We start from the raw sequence: 16,115 nt of genomic DNA on the forward strand, positions 1-16,115 counted from the left end.
AGTCCCCGTACGGGGACTGGCTCAAGCGGTGGGACGAGTCGGACCACAGGAACCGCACGCTGACCACGCACATCCCGTGCGCCGAGTTCTTCGAGATCCGTGACAAGGCCCTCATCGCCCACGCCACGCAGATCGACCCCGACGGCGGCTGGTTCCGCGTCCCGATGGAGATCCAGAAGGAGGTCTGGCCCACCGAGGAGTACGAGCTCGCGAAGTCCCTCGTGGACACCTCGCTCCCGGAGGACGACCTCTTTGCGGGCATCCGCTAGCCCTGGGGGACAATGCCAGACATGAGCTTCAGCCTGGCAGTCACCACGCACGTCCTCCCCCTCGCCAAGGAGCTGGACAAGGACAAGGTCACCCCCGGCGTCCTCGGCTTCATCGTCTTCGCGGTGATGGCCCTGGCCGTCTGGGGCCTGATGAAGTCCATGAGCAAGCACATGGGCAAGGTCGACTTCGAGGAGACGCCCGACCCGGCCGCCTCCGGCAAGGGGGCCGGCACGGTCGGCACATCCCCGGCGTCCGGGAAGGCGTCTCCGGCGAAGGGCTGACCGCCCTCGCGAAGGGCTGAGCCTCCCGCGCCGGTCCCACGGCATGATTCCGTGACACCGCGACCGCACCGACATCGGCAGACACCGACACCGACGTCGGAACCGGCACCGGGTCATGGAGTCATGCTGTGCTGCCGCCCGCCCGCCCGCGGTCACCGGCCCGCCATCGGCCCGCCACCGTCGGCCCGCGCGGTCACGTCGTCACTGGCCCGCCGTCACCGCCACCCCCATCACCTCGCGGGCGTGCCGGTTCGGGACCATGCCCAGGGTCCAGGCGCGCCAGCCGGCCTCCAGGTTCACCCCGCGTTCGAGGAGCAGCTCGTACGCCTCGATGTACTCGGTGAGCTTCTCGTCACGCAGCGGGTGGGGCGTGCGGGACAGCTGGGCGAGTTCCTCCTGCGCCACGGCCGTGCCGATCTCGACGCCGCCCGGTGCGCCGTACGGCAGCATCGTGCAGCGCAGGAAGCGCGCCCAGTCCTCGCCGCGGCGGTCGCCGTAGGAGGCGAAGAGGCGCGTGGCCTCGTCGCACAGGGCGAGCGACTGCGGGATGCGGGCGTTGCCGGCGTCCACGACCGCAAGTTCCAGACACGTCCACGCCTCGCCATGGGCGACGCCGATGCGCTGGAAGTCGGCGCGGGCGTCCACCAGCAGCTGACGGGCGAAGCCCGAGTTGCGCAGCGACCCCGTCTGCACGGCCCGCTGGTCCCGGGTGACGCGTGCCGAGTGGTGCCGGGCGCAGGCCAGGCCGTACACGTCACGCATCCGCGAGAACATCGTCCGTGACCGCTCCAGCTCCCTGACCGCCTGGTCGAGGTTGCCGGTCTCCTCCAGCGACTGGCCCAGGTAGTAGCCGGTCCACGCCTCGCCGCGGGCGTCCTCGTTGTCGCGGTGGTGGGTGAGTGCCTGACGCAGGCCGTCGACGGCGGCGGAGGGGTCGCCGGCGACGAGACGGGCCCGCGCGAGCTGCGTCATGCTCCATGCCTGGCCCCGCGGGTCACGGGTGCGGCCGAACAGGTCCAGCGCGGTGCGCAGCTCGCCCTCCGCGCGCGGGACGTCGCCCATGCGCAGCAGCAGCTGGCCGAGCTGGAAGTGCGCCCAGCCCTCGCCGTGCAGGGACTCCTGCTGACGGTGGACGACGAGGGCGCGGGTCAGCAGGTCCAGCGAGTCGGCGAGCCGGGAGCGGTCGCGTTCCACCGCCGCCAGCGCGTGCATCGTCCAGGCGCGGTCGGCGGCCAGCTGGGGGACCGCCTGCATGTCCAGGGCCTCGTGCAGCTTGGCCGCCGCCTCGGTCAGATTGCCCTGGTGGTGCAGGGTGATGCCGAGGGAGCACAGGGCTCGGGCGGCGCCCGCGTCGTGGTTGGTCTCCATGTACAGGTCGACCACCGACGCCAGTGTCGTACGGGCCTTGTCCAGCTCGCCCAGCTGACGGGCCGCGATACCCGTACGCCACTGCACCGAGCGGGTCAGCAGCCCCTGGTCCACCGACTGGGCCAGCTCGCTCAGCTCACCGAGGCGGTAGAGGTCGCCGCGCAGCAGGCAGTAGTCGCACAGCGCGCCCAGCAGGCTGAGGACGGCGGCCTGGTTCACGCCCTCCGCGTGCCGCAGCGTGGAGGTGATGAAGCTCGTCTCGTCGTCCAGCCAGCGCAGCGCCTCGTCCAGCGACACGAAGCCGTGCGAGCCGAAGCGGTCCGAGCGGGTCGACATGTTGCCGTCGACCAGGCGGAGCACCGAGTCGGCGAGGTCCGCGTACGTGACGATCAGCCGCTCCTGCGCGGCCGTGCGCTCGCTCGGCTCCTCCTCGTCCACCAGCCGGGCCTGCGCGAACGCGCGCACCAGGTCGTGCAGCCGGTACCGGTTGCCGTGCACATGGTCGATCAGCCCGGCGCGGGCCAGCGCGGTGAGATGGCGGGTCGCCTCCGTCTCGTCCGTGGCGAGCAGCGACGCGGCCGCCGCCGCGCCCAGGGAGGCCCGGCCCGCCAGCGCCAGCCTGCGCAGCAGTCGGCGGGACGGCTCCGACTGGTCGGTGTACCGCAGCCACAGGGCGCGCTCGACCGGCTCGACCGGACCGTACGCGCCCAGGTCCGTGGCGAGCCGGCGTGGTGTGCGCGGGCCGAGGGACGAACCGGCGACGCGCAGCGCGAGCGGCAGTCCGCCGCACAACTGCCGGATACGGGAGAGGGATTCGATGTCGTGCGCGGGCGCGGAGCCCGTCGGGGCCGAGCCCTCGTGCGCCCCGGCCGACAGGGCGGAGGCGTCCTGGGCCGCCGTGCCCAGCAGTTCCCGCGTGTCGTCGCCGTCCAGCGCCTCGACGGGCAGCTGGTGCACCCAGGCGGGGAGGCCGGCGGGCAGCGCCAGCGGGGCGCGGGCGGTGACGAGGACGAGGCTGTCGGAGCGTTCGGGGACGAGGGTGCGGACCTGCTCGGGGTCGGAGGCGTCGTCCAGGACGATCGTGACCGGCAGCGCCGTCAGATGCTGGTGGTACAGCTCGCTCAACCGCTTGACCTGCTGGTCCTGCGAGGTGCGCTCACGGAACAGCAACTGCTCGCGGGGCGCGCCGAGCCGGTTCAGCAGATGCATCAGCGCGTCCCGTGTCGACAGCGGGGTCTCCTCGGGGCTGTCGGCGCGCAGATCGACGACGCAGGCACCGCGGAAGTGGTCCCGCAGATCGTGGGAGGCGTGGACGGCGAGCGTGGTACGGCCGGAGCCGGGCACACCGTGCAGGACGACCACCGTCGGCCGGGTCTCGGTCTCGGCGCGGGCCGCCTGCACCCACTGGCGGATCTTCGCCATCTCCGCCCGCCGGCCCGCGAACCGGTCGTCCCTCTCCGGTAGTTGGGCGAAGGACTGCTCCAGTACATTGCGCCGGCGGGCCGCCGCGCTCTTGTCGGCGCCCCGCAGCCGCGGCGCGTTCTTCTTCGCGGTGGAGGCGGTCAGGACCCGCTGCTGGTCCAGGAACGGGCGTATGCCGCGCACCTCCAGCGCCGTCAGCCACTGCAACCGCAGCTGCTCCGGGCCGCCGGGCTGGCCCAGGGCTCCCGCGTGGTGGTGCGCGGCCGGCAGATGCGAGGCGGTCACCTTCAGGACCGTCGCGACGGCGCTCGCGACACCGACGATCAGACCGGTGCTGACGGCGGTGCCCGCGTCGACGCCGAACGCCAGGTCCGTCACCACGGCGGTGCCGGCGGCGACGGCCGCCACCAGCAGGGGAGTTCCGGAGCCCTCCCGTGCGTAGCGCTGGCCGAAGGTCGGCCGGCCCGCCTCCGACTCGTCCAGTGCGCGGGTGTACGCCTCGTACTCCTCCGCCGCGTTCTGCGCCATCGTGTCCAGGGCGGCCCGTGCGCGCCCCAGCAGGACGACTCCGTCGGTACGGCCACCCGACCTGCGGACCTCCTCCTCGACCGCCCGGACCAACAGCCGTTCGGCCTCCCCCCGGTGGCTGTCCCGCATCACACGTCCCCCTTCGCCGAAACGGCTTTCCCAGGCCAGTGTGGAGCGGATGGGGCGCACTGGCGAGAGGGCATGGATCAGCCCGGGGTCGCATGCGCGGGCGCACAGGCGTTCGTGCGGACGCATGGACGGCGTTCCCATGTGCCGCCTTACGCGCACACCGCGTTCCGCGCGCGCCACGACGGCGGTCGTGGCGGACGGAGGGTCAGATCGGTTCCGTACGAGGGCTTCGGGTGCCGGTCCGCAGCAGGGCGGCGCCGGCGGGGGCCAGGGTGTGCAGGACGGACTGGCCCTGGCGGTGACTGATGATGAGGCCCGCGTCGCGCAGGACCGTGGTGTGGCGGGTGGCGGCGGCCGCCGAGACCCCTGCGGCTCGGGCGAGTTCACCGGTCGTGGCGCCGGTCACGGTCGCCTGGAGGATGACGGCGCGGGTCGTGCCGAGCAACGCGGAGAGCGGAGCCCGTGCCTGCCGGGCCTCGGCGTCGTCGGTGCGGGGAGCCCGATGACGCAGCGGATAGGCGAGGACGGGCGGAAGATCGGAATCGGCCAGCGACACCGGGCCACCCCAGCAGAAGTACGACGGCACGAGCGTGAGGCCCCGCCCCCGTAAGTACAGATCACGGTCCTCGGCGGCGTACTCCACCGACAGCGTGGGGGGTTGCCAGCGCATGTACGGTCCCAGCCCGGCCAGGAGACCGTGGACGCCGCCCTCCAGCAGGGCGCGGGCACGGACCGAGCGGTCGGCGTCGACGTGCGCCTGGATGCGCTCGCCGTGGGGGTGGATGGCGACGTCGTAGTAGGTCCGCATCGTGTGGACGAACTCCTTGCGCTCCCGGCTGTCGGCCAGCCCCCGGGACCACGTGGGCGCACCGCTCACCCGGTCCAGAACGGCCAGTTCCCGCAGGACGCGGCGGCGGGGAACGCCCAGGACCGCGTCAAGACCCGCCTCCAGGCCCTCGGATGATTCGCCCGGTGTCAGGAAATCCGGGAAATAGGCGCCACGCGGGTAAAGGGGCAGCAATACCTTACGGACGGCGGGTGCGATCCCTTTCTCGTGCAGATCCGCGCGGGCGGTCCGATGCCAGTCCGCGTAGGACCACAGGCCCCGACGGCTTTGGAAGCGGAGGAGGCTGAAAAAGATCTCCCAGAGCGGATCAGGTCGGGGCGCGACCTGGACGCGTGCGAGATCGGCGTCCGTGAAGTGTATGCGGAGCATTCAATTCCCGTCGTGGAACTGGGCTTTTGCGCTCAGACGCAAAATTATTTCGATGCGGCGGGGCGGCTGACAAGGTGCGCACAGAGCCCGATACGGATCGGCCGAAAACCAATCCGGAAGGGACCGTGGCATCCCGTACGGCAATAGCTTCGGGTGCCGCCCTACGACCCCAAGGGGGAACGAATGCGACCGAATGTCATGGCCCGGACGCTTGTCAGCCTCACCGCCGTCGTCGGAATTGCCGCCGGGGCCCTGGCCGGTGCGAGCACCAGCTTCGCGGCGTCCGAGTCTGCTCCGCGGCAGGCGGTGACCGCCGACGCCTCGGTTCTCGCGGTGGTCAACCTCGGCCTGAGCACCAACCAGGCCAAGGGCGTCCAGCGCTGGCTGAGGGCCGAGTGGGACTACAACGACTCGATCGACGGGCAGTTGGGCACCGACAGCTGGAAGGCCTTCCAGCGTCACCTCAAGGCGCACCACGGCTACGGGGGGTCCATCGACGGGATCGTCGGCAGCGGCACGGTGAGCGCGCTGCAGCGCTTCCTGAAGAACAACGGCTGGGGTTACGCCGGTGAGATCGACGGCCAGGCCGGACCCCAGACCCAGGCGGCGTTCAAGACCTTCGCCAACTGGTGCGTGAACAACTACTAGTGCCCTGGTCCCGAGCCGAGCGGCGCACCCCGGCCTCGCCGGGCCGCGCGCCGCTCGGTGGGGCCGACAACGGGCCGACGGCCGGCCTCGGCCTGCCCCGGCAGACGACAGCCACCTGTTCTCAGGGGAACATCCGCTCACAGGCCAACATCCGCTCTCAGGGGGCAACGTCCACCCTGGGCAGTCACCCGACCCAGGGGGGAAGCCATGCGCCTACGCATCCACCGCTCAGAGCGCCTCCGTATCGCCGCGATCGTCGTACTGGCCGCCGGAACGCTCCTGACCGGGGCGCCCGCGGCGAGCGCCGCGCCGTCCGAGCCCCACTGCAATCACATCGACGACTCCGCCCGGCCCACGGTCCGCCCGGGCGACGTGAGCCCCGCGGTGCGTCAGGTGCAGTGCCTCGTCAACCAGTACAGCGGCTACACCCGTTGGCTGGAGGAGGACGGGACCTACGGTCCGAAGACCCAGGACGCCGTCCGCTGGGTACAGAACTGCAACGGGACCACGGGCGGTCCCGACGGCATCGTCGGCCCCAGCACCTGGTCCCGGCTCTACACCCCCAAGCCGGAGTGCGCCTTCCAGCACCCCGCAGCCGAAGGCGCTGAGCAGGCGGAATAGAGGAACACGCGGAACACGCGGAACACACGGAACCCGCGGAACGGGCGGGCCAGGCAGGACACGACGCTTGAGACGGACAGGGAGAAGCGCACGATGAGGCACTCGGACTCCACAGGCTCCCGAAGCGGACGGCAGGGGGCCTTCCCGGCCTTCCCGGCCTCCCCCTTGCCCCGGCGGGTGCTCCTGACGGCCCTCGGAGCCGCCGCCTCGGCCGTGGTCATCGGCCCGTCGCCGGCGGCAGCCGCCCCGGCGGCGCCGTACACGCTGCTGACCCGCAGGGACTGGGGCGCGGACGAAACGCTGCGCTTCGCCGCCGACGGCAGGGAACTCTGGCCGCCCGAGTACCACCCGGTCCAGACGCTCACCGTCCACCACACCGCCGACGGCAGCACCGACCCGGACCCGGCCGCCCGGGTGCGCGCGATCTACCGCGAGGAGGCGGTCGGCGCCGACGACTACGGCGACATCGGCTACAACTACCTGATCGACGAGAACGGCAGGGTGTACGAGGGGCGCTGGTCCGGCACCGACGGCACGCCCGCCCATGACGCCGGGGGGCGGCTCGTCACCGGGGCACACGTGCAGGGCTACAACTCCGGGAACGTCGGCATCGCGCTGCTGGGCACGCTGACCGACCGGCCCGCGTCCGCCGCCGCCCGCGCCACGCTGGTCCGGCTCCTCGCCGAACTCGCCGAGCGCCACCGGATCGATCCCCTGGGCAAGGTGGCCTACCGCAACCCCGTCAGCGGCGTCAGCCGGGTCGCGCCCGCGATCGGCGGGCACCGTCACTGGGCGAACACCGACTGCCCCGGCTCGCTGTACACCGCCATGCCGTCCCTCCGCGAGGAGGTCGCGGCCCTGATGGCCGGGTGACCCGGCACTCACCCCCGTGCCGCACGGGCAGCGGTCCGGTGGGTGCGCAAGGATGGAGGTATGTCCAATCGACTCGCGCAGTCCACGTCCCCGTACCTCCTTCAGCACGCGGACAACCCTGTCGACTGGTGGCCCTGGGAGCCGGCGGCGTTCGAGGAGGCCCGGCGGCGCGGCGTCCCCATCCTGCTGAGCGTGGGCTACAGCTCCTGCCACTGGTGCCACGTCATGGCCCACGAGTCCTTCGAGGACGACGAGACCGCCGCCTACCTCAACGCCCACTTCGTCAACGTCAAGGTCGACCGCGAGGAGCGGCCCGACGTCGACGCCGTGTACATGGAGGCGGTGCAGGCTGCCACCGGGCACGGCGGCTGGCCCATGACCGTGTTCCTCACGCCGGACGCGGAGCCCTTCTACTTCGGTACGTACTTCCCGCCGGCGCCCCGCCACGGCATGCCCTCCTTCCGGCAGGTGCTGGAGGGCGTGCGGGCGGCCTGGGCGGACCGGCGGGACGAGGTCGCCGAGGTGGCCGGGAAGATCGTCCGGGACCTGGCCGGCCGGGAGCTGAAGTTCGCCGCCGTGGAGGTCCCCGGCGAGCAGGACCTCTCCCAGGCGCTGCTCGGCCTCACCCGCGAGTACGACGCCTCCCACGGCGGTTTCGGCGGGGCGCCGAAGTTCCCGCCGTCCATGGTGGTCGAGTTCCTGCTGCGGCACGCCGCCCGCACCGGCTCCGAGGGCGCCCTGGAGATGGCGCGGGACACCTGTGAACGCATGGCCCGCGGCGGCATCTACGACCAGCTCGGCGGCGGCTTCGCCCGCTACTCCGTGGACCGCGAGTGGGTCGTGCCGCACTTCGAGAAGATGCTGTACGACAACGCCCTGCTCTGCCGGGTCTACGCCCACCTGTGGCGGGCCACCGGCTCCGAGCTGGCCCGGCGGGTCGCGTTGGAGACCGCCGACTTCATGGTCCGCGAACTGCGCACCGCCGAGGGCGGGTTCGCCTCCGCGCTGGACGCCGACAGTGACGACGGCACCGGCCGTCACGTCGAGGGCGCCTTCTACGTGTGGACCCCGGAGCAGCTGACCGAGGTGCTGGGGGAGGAGGACGGGAGGCTCGCCGCCCAGTACTTCGGCGTCACCGAGGAGGGCACCTTCGAACACGGCGCCTCCGTCCTGCAACTCCCCCAGCACGAGGGCGTGTTCGACGCGGAGCGCATCGCGTCGGTCAAGGAGCGGCTGCTGAGCGCCCGCGCGGAGCGCCCAGCCCCCGGCCGGGACGACAAGGTCGTCGCCGCCTGGAACGGGCTCGCCGTCGCCGCGCTGTCCGAGACCGGCGCCTACTTCGACCGGCCCGACCTCGTGGACGCCGCCATCACCGCAGCCGACCTTCTCGTACGGCTGCACCTGGACGAGAAGGCACGGCTCGCCCGCACCAGCAGGGACGGGCAGGCCGGGGCCCACGCGGGGGTGCTGGAGGACTACGCGGACGTCGCCGAGGGGTTCCTGGCGCTCGCCTCCGTGACCGGTGAGGGCGTGTGGCTGGAGTTCGCGGGGTTCCTGCTCGACCATGTGCTCGTCCGGTTCGTCGACGAGGAGTCGGGCGCGCTGTACGACACGGCGGCCGACGCGGAGAAGCTCATCCGGCGGCCCCAGGACCCCACCGACAACGCCGTCCCCTCGGGGTGGAGCGCGGCGGCCGGGGCGCTGCTCGGGTATGCCGCGCACACCGGGTCCGAGCCCCATCGGACCGCCGCCGAGCGGGCGTTGGGCGTGGTGAAGGCGCTCGGGCCGCGGGCACCCAGGTTCACCGGCTGGGGGCTCGCCACCGCGGAGGCCCTGCTCGACGGGCCCCGGGAGGTCGCGATCGTCGGACCGGACGGTGACCCGCGGACGAGGGAACTGCACCGTACGGCCCTGCTCGCCACGGCGCCGGGCGCGGTCGTCGCCGTGGGGGCCGAGGGCAGTGACGAGTTGCCGCTGCTCGCCGACCGTCCGCTCGTCGGCGGTGCACCGGCGGCGTACGTCTGCCGTGACTTCACCTGTGACGCGCCCACGACGGACACCGACCGTCTTCGTACGGCCCTTCGAACAGCGCTGAACGGCTGAAAAGCGCCCCTGACGTGCGGAGGCGAGGTCGAACAACTGGCTGGAATTGGGTGAGTGTTCGGACTCGTCCGTTTGTGGTGTCTGTCGTTCGGAAACACGCTATTTATCGGAAGGGTCCACGGGATTCACAGTTTCCCCCTAGTCTTCTGCACTGGTACACGGCCGGAGTGACACTCCGTCAGGGGCGGCAACTCCGGTCGTGACAGGGGGATTTGGGATCTGGGGGGATCTTTCTTGCTGACGTCAGTCTTCATTGCCGTCGTCTCGCTGGCCTTGTTCTGGATGGCGGCCTTCACCCTGTGGTGGCAGATGCACGCGTGGCGCACGCCCGAGGTGCTCGCCTCCACCCGGTTCAGCAGACCCGACGGGGACGAACATGTGTCCTTCTCGCTGCTGCTGCCCGCACGCCATGAACAGGCCGTGCTCGACCACACCATCCAACGACTACTGGAATCCGGCCACGACGACTTCGAGATCATCGTGATCGTCGGCCACGACGATCCGGAGACCACGGCGGTCGCCCGAGCGGCCGAGGCCCGCGACCCGCGCGTCCGCGTCGTCGTCGACCACCATGAGAAGAAGAACAAGCCGAAAGCGATGAACACGGCGTTACCGCACTGCCGCGGTGACGTCGTCGGTGTTTTCGACGCCGAGGACCAGGTCCACCCGGAGCTGCTCTCCCACGTCGACCACGCCTTCCGCACCACCGGCGCGGACGTCGTCCAGGGCGGGGTGCAGCTGATCAACTTCCACTCCAGCTGGTACAGCCTGCGTAACTGCCTGGAGTACTTCTTCTGGTTCCGCTCCCGACTGCACCTGCACGCGCAGAAAGGGTTCATCCCGCTCGGGGGCAACACCGTCTTCGTCCGCACCGGAGTGCTGCGCGACGCCGGCGGCTGGGACCCCGACTGCCTCGCCGAGGACTGCGACCTCGGTGTACGCCTCTCCAGCGTCGGCAAGAAGGTCGTCGTCGCCTACGACTCCGACATGGTCACCCGCGAGGAGACCCCCGGCAGCCTGATGTCGCTGATGAAGCAGCGCACCCGCTGGAACCAGGGCTTCCTGCAGGTCTACCGCAAGCGGGACTGGAAGCAACTTCCAGGATTCCGGCAGCGGTTGCTCGCCCGCTACACCCTCATGACGCCGTACCTCCAGGCCGTCTCCGGCGTGATCATCCCGCTGAACGTGGCCGTCGCGCTCTTCCTCGACGTGCCCGTCGGCATCGCCTTCATCACTTTCCTGCCGGCCGTCACCGCGCTCGTGACCTTCGTGTTCGAGGTCGTCGGACTGCACGACTTCGGCAAGCAGTACGGCCTCCGCGTCCGGTTCTCCCACTACGTCAAGCTCATCGTGGGCGGCCCCTTCTACCAGGTGCTCCTCGCCCTCGCCGCCGTCCGCGCCGTCTGGCGCGAACAACGCGGCCGCAACGACTGGGAGTTGACCAGCCATGTCGGCGCACATCTCGCGAACGTGAACCGAGAGGACGTTCCTGCGTGACCTCCACACTTCCCGCGGGGACCAGGACGGAAGTCACGGTCCCCGCGCAGCGGACAGCTGCGCCCACAGCCCGTTCGACCGGTCGAACGACTCCTTCCGCTTCGCCCGGCCGCCTGCGCGATGCGCGCCCCGACCTGCTCCTGTGCGGACTCCTCCTCGTGGGGATCATGATCGTGCAGGGCTGGAACATCGCCGACTACCCGACCCTCAGCGACGACGAGGGCACCTACCTCGCCCAGGCCTGGGCGGTGCAGGAAGGCAGAGGACTCGCCCACTACACCTACTGGTACGACCACCCGCCCCTCGGCTGGATCCAGATCGCCGTCCTGACCTGGATCCCCGCCCAGCTCGCCCCCGAGTCGATGACCGTCGGCTCGATGCGCGCGGTGATGCTGGTGGTCAGCGCCGTCAGCGCGATCCTTGTCTACGTCCTCGGCCGCCGCCTGTCGCTGCCCCGCTGGGCCGCCGGCCTCGGCATGGCCCTCTTCGGGCTCTCCCCGCTGTCCGTCGTCCTCCAGCGGGAGATCTTCCTCGACAACATCGCGGTCATGTGGACGCTGCTCGCGTTCTGCCTCGCCGCCTCCCCGAGCCGTCACCTCTGGCACCACTTCGGCGCGGGCATCGCCGCCGCCGCGGCCGTCCTCACCAAGGAGACGATGCTCCTCGTCCTGCCCGCCGTGCTGCTCACCATGTGGCGGCACAGCCACCGGGACACCCGCAAGTTCGCCCTCACCGGCGCCATCACAGCCTGCACCCTGATCGGCGTCTCGTACCCTCTGTTCGCCCTCCTCAAGGGCGAGCTGTTCCCCGGCGCCGGCCACGTCTCCCTCTGGGACGGCATCGTCTACCAGATGAGCCGACCCGGCTCCGGCTTCATCCTCTCCGAGGGCACCGGCTCGTACGGCGTCCTCCAGTCCTGGCTCTACTACGACCGCGTCCTGCCCCTCGGCGGACTCGCAGGCGCCCTGCTGCTCCTGGTCACCTGGCGCTGGTCGGTGACGGCCCGCGCCCTCGCCGGACCCGCCCTCGCCGTCGCGATCCTCGCCGGGATGGCCCTGCGCCCCGGCTATCTGCCCGCGATGTACGTCATCCAGGCGCTGCCCTTCCTCGCCCTCGTCCTCGCGGGTGGCGCCGCGAGCGTCACCCACGGGGTCCTCCGCCGCCGACGGAGCGCGACGGAGAGGCGCCCGCTGACCTGGACGCGGTACGGGGTGGCCGTCGCCCTCGCCGCCGCGGCCGCCCTGTACGTCGTCCCCCGCTGGTACGACGGCAACCGCACCGCCATGACGTTCGACGCCAACGCCCCCTACCAGCAGGCCGCGAAGTGGCTCGGCAGCGAGGTCGAGGACCCCGGCCGCACCCGGGTCCTCGTCGACGACGCCCTCTGGCTCGACCTCGTCCACGAGGGCTACAGGCCCGGTCTCGGCGTCATCTGGTTCTACAAGGCGGACCTCGACCCCGCGGTCACGAAGACGATGCCGCGCGGCTGGCGCGACCTCGACTACGTGGTCGCCTCCCCGACGGTACGGCGCGACGCGGTCGACCTGCCCAACGTGAGGGCCGCGATGGAGAACTCGACACCGGTCGCCACCTTCGGCACCGGCGAGGACCGCATCGAGATCCGCAGGATCCAGGCCGCGGGAGGCGACCGATGAGCAGCGGTTACGAGTCCGTCGTCCCGGGGGAGCTGGGCGATCCGGCGGTGCGCGGCGCCGAGGTGCCCGAGCCCGGGGCCGTCACCATCGTCGTCCCCACCTTCAACGAGTCCGCCAACGTCCGGGAGCTGCTCCACCGGATCACCGAGACGGTGCCCTCCCGCCTGCCCTGCGAGGTCGTCTTCGTCGACGACTCCACCGACGACACCCCCGACGTCATCAACGAGGCCGCGCAGGACTGCCCGTTCCCGGTGACCGTCCTGCACCGCGACCGCCCGACGGGCGGGCTCGGCGGGGCCGTCGTCGAGGGCATGAAGGCCGCGACCTCCGACTGGATCGTCGTCATGGACGGCGACCTTCAGCATCCGCCGTCCCTGGTGCCCGAGCTGGTCGCGACGGGGGAGCGCTCGTCGGCGGGCCTCGTCGTCGCCTCCCGCTACATCAAGGGCGGCAGCCGCGCCGGACTCGCCGGCAGCTACCGCGTCGCCGTCTCCCGTGGCGCCACCTGGCTCACCAAGTCCCTGTTCCCGCGTCGGCTGCACGGCATCAGCGACCCGATGAGCGGCTTCTTCGCGATCCGCCGCAGCGTCGTCACCGCGGACACCCTCCAGCCCCTCGGCTACAAGATCCTCCTTGAACTGGCCGTGCGCAGCCGTCCCCGCCGGGTCACCGAGGTGCCCTTCGTCTTCCAGGACCGCTTCGCCGGCGAGTCCAAGTCGACCGCCAAGGAGGGCTTCCGGTTCCTGCGCCATCTGGCGGGCCTGCGCACCGCATCCCCGCTGGCCCGCATGATCGTCTTCGGTCTGATCGGGATCACCGGCTTCCTGCCTAACCTGGCCGGCCTGTACGCGCTGACCTCGGCGGGGATGCACTACCTCCCCGCCGAGATCCTCGCCAACCAGCTCGGGGTGGTCTGGAACTTCTTCCTCATCGAGCACCTGTGCTTCCGTGAGCGGCGGGCGCACCGCAGGGGCTGGGACCGCCTCGGCCGGTTCGCGGTCCTCGCCAACGCCGACCTGGTGCTGCGGATGCCGCTGATCGCCCTGTTCGTCGGCCAGTTCGGCATGGGGGCGCTGCCCGCCACGGCGCTCGCTCTGGTGACGACGTTCGTCCTGCGCTTCGCGGGCACGGAAGCGCTCGTCTACCTGCCCCGCAGGAAGCCTCGCCGTGGGGAGCGCGGCGGGGAGCAGAAGGCCGGCGGGGGGCCCGGTTCGGCCCGGAGCTCCAAGGCCGAGCAGCGGTCGGGGTCGGCCGAGTCCGCAAGGAGAACACGATGACGATCCGTCTCAAGAGCCGTACGGGAAAGAGCCGGACGGGCAAGAGCCGTACGGGAACCCGGACAGGGCACGGCCCCAGACGCAGGACGGCCCTGCTGGCCGTGGGCGCCCTCGCCGCGGGACTCCTCCTCGTCTCGCCCCAGTCGGCGTCCGCCGCCAACCTCGTCCAGAACCCCGGCTTCGAGACGGCGGGCCCGCCGGGCGCGGCCGACATGCCGTACTGCTGGGAGAAGTCCGGCTGGGGCGACAACGACTTCAGCTTCACCACGGTCGCGGACGCCCACTCCGGCACCAAGGCCATGAAGGTCGAGCTGACCCGCCGGGTCTCGGGCGACCGCAAGGCCCTGATCACCGAGTCGGCGGCCTGCGCCCCGTCGGTCTCGGTGGGCAAGCAGTACGACCTGGGCCTCTGGTACAAGTCGACGACGCCGGACACGTCCCTCACCCTCTTCCGGCACGACACCACCGCGGGCTGGCAGTACTGGACCGACCTGAAGACGCTGGACCTGGCGGCCGGCTGGACCCGGGCGTCGGTCCGCACCCCCGAGGTGCCCGCCGGCACCGACCGCATCACCTGGGGTGTCTCCGTCTACGGCACCGGCTCGGTCACCACCGACGACTACACGATGGACCAGGTCGCCGACCCCGTCCCGGAACCCGAGTGCACTGGCACACCGGCGGAGTGCGCGAACGGGCGCTGGGACGTCCTGCCCACCCGGAACCCCGTACGCTCCATGCACTCCGTCGTCCTCAACAACGGCAAGGTGCTGCTGATCGCCGGCTCCGGCAACAGCGAGGAGATGTTCCAGGCGGGCACGTTCACCTCGGCCGTCTACGACCCGAAGAAGGGTACGTACAAGCAGATCCCGACGCCCGACGACATGTTCTGCGCGGGCCACGTCCAACTCGACGACGGCCGTGTCCTGGTGATGAGCGGCAACAAGGCGTACCCGGCGGCCAACGGCTCGCACGGCTACGAGGGCTACAAGGACTCGTACGTCTTCGACCCGGTCACCGAGACGTACAGCAAGACCAACGACATGAACGACGGCCACTGGTACCCGTCGGCGACGATCCTCGGCAACGGTGACGTCATCTCGTTCGGCGGGCTGCGCGAGGACTCCACGGGTTCGGTGACGGCCGAACTGTGGTCGGACGCCGAGCAGAAGTGGCTCGAACTCTGGAAGGTCAACCAGACCTGGTCGTACTGGGGCCTGTACCCGTCGATGATCCTCATGCAGGACGGCCGCCTCTTCTACTCGGGCAGCCATGTCTTCGGCAACAACATCCCCGGCACGGGTTCGGCGATCTACGACTACGGCGCGAACACGGTCACGTCCGTGTCCGGGCTCCAGAGGAAGGACGAACGCGACCAGTCCGCGAGCGTCCTGCTGCCCCCTGCCCAGGACCAGAGGGTCCTCACCCTCGGCGGGGGCAACATCGAGTCGAACCCGGTGGCGAACCGTCTGACGGACATCATCGACCTGAAGGCCCCGAACCCGGCGTACGTCGCCGGCCCGCCGATCCCGCAGGGCACGGTGGACCTCGGCGCCGGCAAGGTCGCCCAGACGGGCAACCAGGGCAAGATGTACGTCTCCGCGGTCCTCCTGCCCGACGGCAAGGTCCTGGAGACGGGCGGCGGCCTCCACAACCGCGCCAACCCGGTCTTCGAGGCGTCGCTCTACGACCCGGCGACGAACACGTTCGACCCGGTCGCCGCGGACCCCGAGGCCCGCGGCTACCACTCCTCGGCGTTCCTGCTCCCCGACGGCCGCGTCATGGCCACGGGCGACAACCCCGGCAACGGCTCCTGGAACCACAACGTGTCGATCTACACACCCCCGTATCTCCTGAAGGGCGCCCGCCCGAAGATCACGTCGGTGATCGACAAGGAGTGGGTGTACGGGGACACGCAGCGCATCACGGTGGACCGTCCGATCGCGAAGGCGGAACTGATCCGCCCCGCGGCGGTGACGCACTCCTCCGACCCGAACCAGCGCTATGTGGACCTGCCGCTGTCGGTCGACGGCGACAACGTCGACCTGAACGTGACGAGCAACCCGAACCTGGCCCCGCCGGGCTGGTACATGCTCTTCGCGGTCGACGCGAACGGCGTCCCGTCGGTCGCGGAATGGGTCCACCTGCAAGGCCCGTCGGCCCTCGCGAAGGCCTCGGACGAGACCCCGTCCGCGCACGTCCACGACTTCGCGGACGGGGTCTCGTCCGA

General features: G+C 71.1%; 11 protein-coding genes and 1 pseudogene. 10 read left to right on the top strand and 2 right to left on the bottom strand.

The features are described from left to right. Positions 1 to 269: pseudogene (locus AOK15_RS11280) on the top strand (mycothiol conjugate amidase Mca); the annotation flags it as partial. A gap of 21 nt (positions 270 to 290) precedes the next feature. Then, positions 291 to 551, top strand: a complete 261-nt coding sequence (locus AOK15_RS11285) for a hypothetical protein (protein ID WP_055515474.1) — start codon at positions 291 to 293, stop codon at positions 549 to 551. Between the two features lie 201 nt (positions 552 to 752). On the opposite strand, the gene AOK15_RS11290 is transcribed toward AOK15_RS11285, so the two are convergent. Together AOK15_RS11290 and AOK15_RS11295 are read right to left on the bottom strand one after the other, a co-directional pair. Further along, complete coding sequence (locus AOK15_RS11290; RefSeq protein ID WP_055515476.1) at positions 753 to 3,998, bottom strand: tetratricopeptide repeat protein; 3,246 nt, start codon at positions 3,996 to 3,998, stop codon at positions 753 to 755. Positions 3,999 to 4,203: 205 nt separating this feature from the next. Continuing rightward, on the bottom strand, positions 4,204 to 5,214 hold the full coding sequence (locus AOK15_RS11295; RefSeq protein ID WP_055515478.1) for an ArsR/SmtB family transcription factor: 1,011 nt from the start codon (positions 5,212 to 5,214) through the stop codon (positions 4,204 to 4,206). Between the two features lie 183 nt (positions 5,215 to 5,397). Between AOK15_RS11295 and AOK15_RS11300 the strand changes: the two genes are divergently transcribed. The 8 genes from AOK15_RS11300 to AOK15_RS11335 all read left to right on the top strand — a co-directional run. Next, positions 5,398 to 5,862, top strand: coding sequence for a peptidoglycan-binding domain-containing protein (locus tag AOK15_RS11300; protein WP_055515481.1), 465 nt, complete (start codon positions 5,398 to 5,400; stop codon positions 5,860 to 5,862). Between the two features lie 207 nt (positions 5,863 to 6,069). Further along, positions 6,070 to 6,483: a peptidoglycan-binding domain-containing protein gene (locus AOK15_RS11305; RefSeq protein WP_055515487.1), complete on the top strand. Its 414-nt coding sequence runs from the start codon at positions 6,070 to 6,072 to the stop codon at positions 6,481 to 6,483. A gap of 93 nt (positions 6,484 to 6,576) precedes the next feature. Beyond that, positions 6,577 to 7,356 (top strand): peptidoglycan recognition protein family protein, encoded by a 780-nt coding sequence (locus AOK15_RS11310; protein ID WP_055515489.1) that lies wholly within the window; start codon positions 6,577 to 6,579, stop codon positions 7,354 to 7,356. Positions 7,357 to 7,416: 60 nt separating this feature from the next. Continuing rightward, positions 7,417 to 9,459 carry a thioredoxin domain-containing protein gene (locus AOK15_RS11315; protein WP_055515491.1) on the top strand — a complete coding sequence of 681 codons (2,043 nt, stop codon included), beginning with the start codon at positions 7,417 to 7,419 and terminating at the stop codon, positions 9,457 to 9,459. A gap of 234 nt (positions 9,460 to 9,693) precedes the next feature. Continuing rightward, the gene (locus AOK15_RS11320; RefSeq protein WP_055515493.1) at positions 9,694 to 10,956 is read left to right on the top strand and encodes a glycosyltransferase; all 1,263 of its coding nucleotides are present in this window, start codon (positions 9,694 to 9,696) and stop codon (positions 10,954 to 10,956) included. Continuing rightward, the gene (locus AOK15_RS11325; protein ID WP_055515495.1) at positions 10,953 to 12,611 is read left to right on the top strand and encodes an ArnT family glycosyltransferase; all 1,659 of its coding nucleotides are present in this window, start codon (positions 10,953 to 10,955) and stop codon (positions 12,609 to 12,611) included. The genes AOK15_RS11320 and AOK15_RS11325 overlap by 4 nt, the downstream gene beginning before the upstream one ends. Then, positions 12,608 to 13,888: a glycosyltransferase gene (locus AOK15_RS11330; protein WP_055515499.1), complete on the top strand. Its 1,281-nt coding sequence runs from the start codon at positions 12,608 to 12,610 to the stop codon at positions 13,886 to 13,888. The genes AOK15_RS11325 and AOK15_RS11330 overlap by 4 nt, the downstream gene beginning before the upstream one ends. Further along, positions 13,885 to 16,115: galactose oxidase early set domain-containing protein (locus AOK15_RS11335; RefSeq protein ID WP_055515500.1), on the top strand; the 2,231-nt coding region annotated here is incomplete at its 3' end. The genes AOK15_RS11330 and AOK15_RS11335, both read left to right, overlap by 4 nt.

It is taken from the genome of Streptomyces ossamyceticus (genome assembly GCF_001418475.1).
Lineage (GTDB): Bacteria > Actinomycetota > Actinomycetes > Streptomycetales > Streptomycetaceae > Streptomyces > Streptomyces ossamyceticus.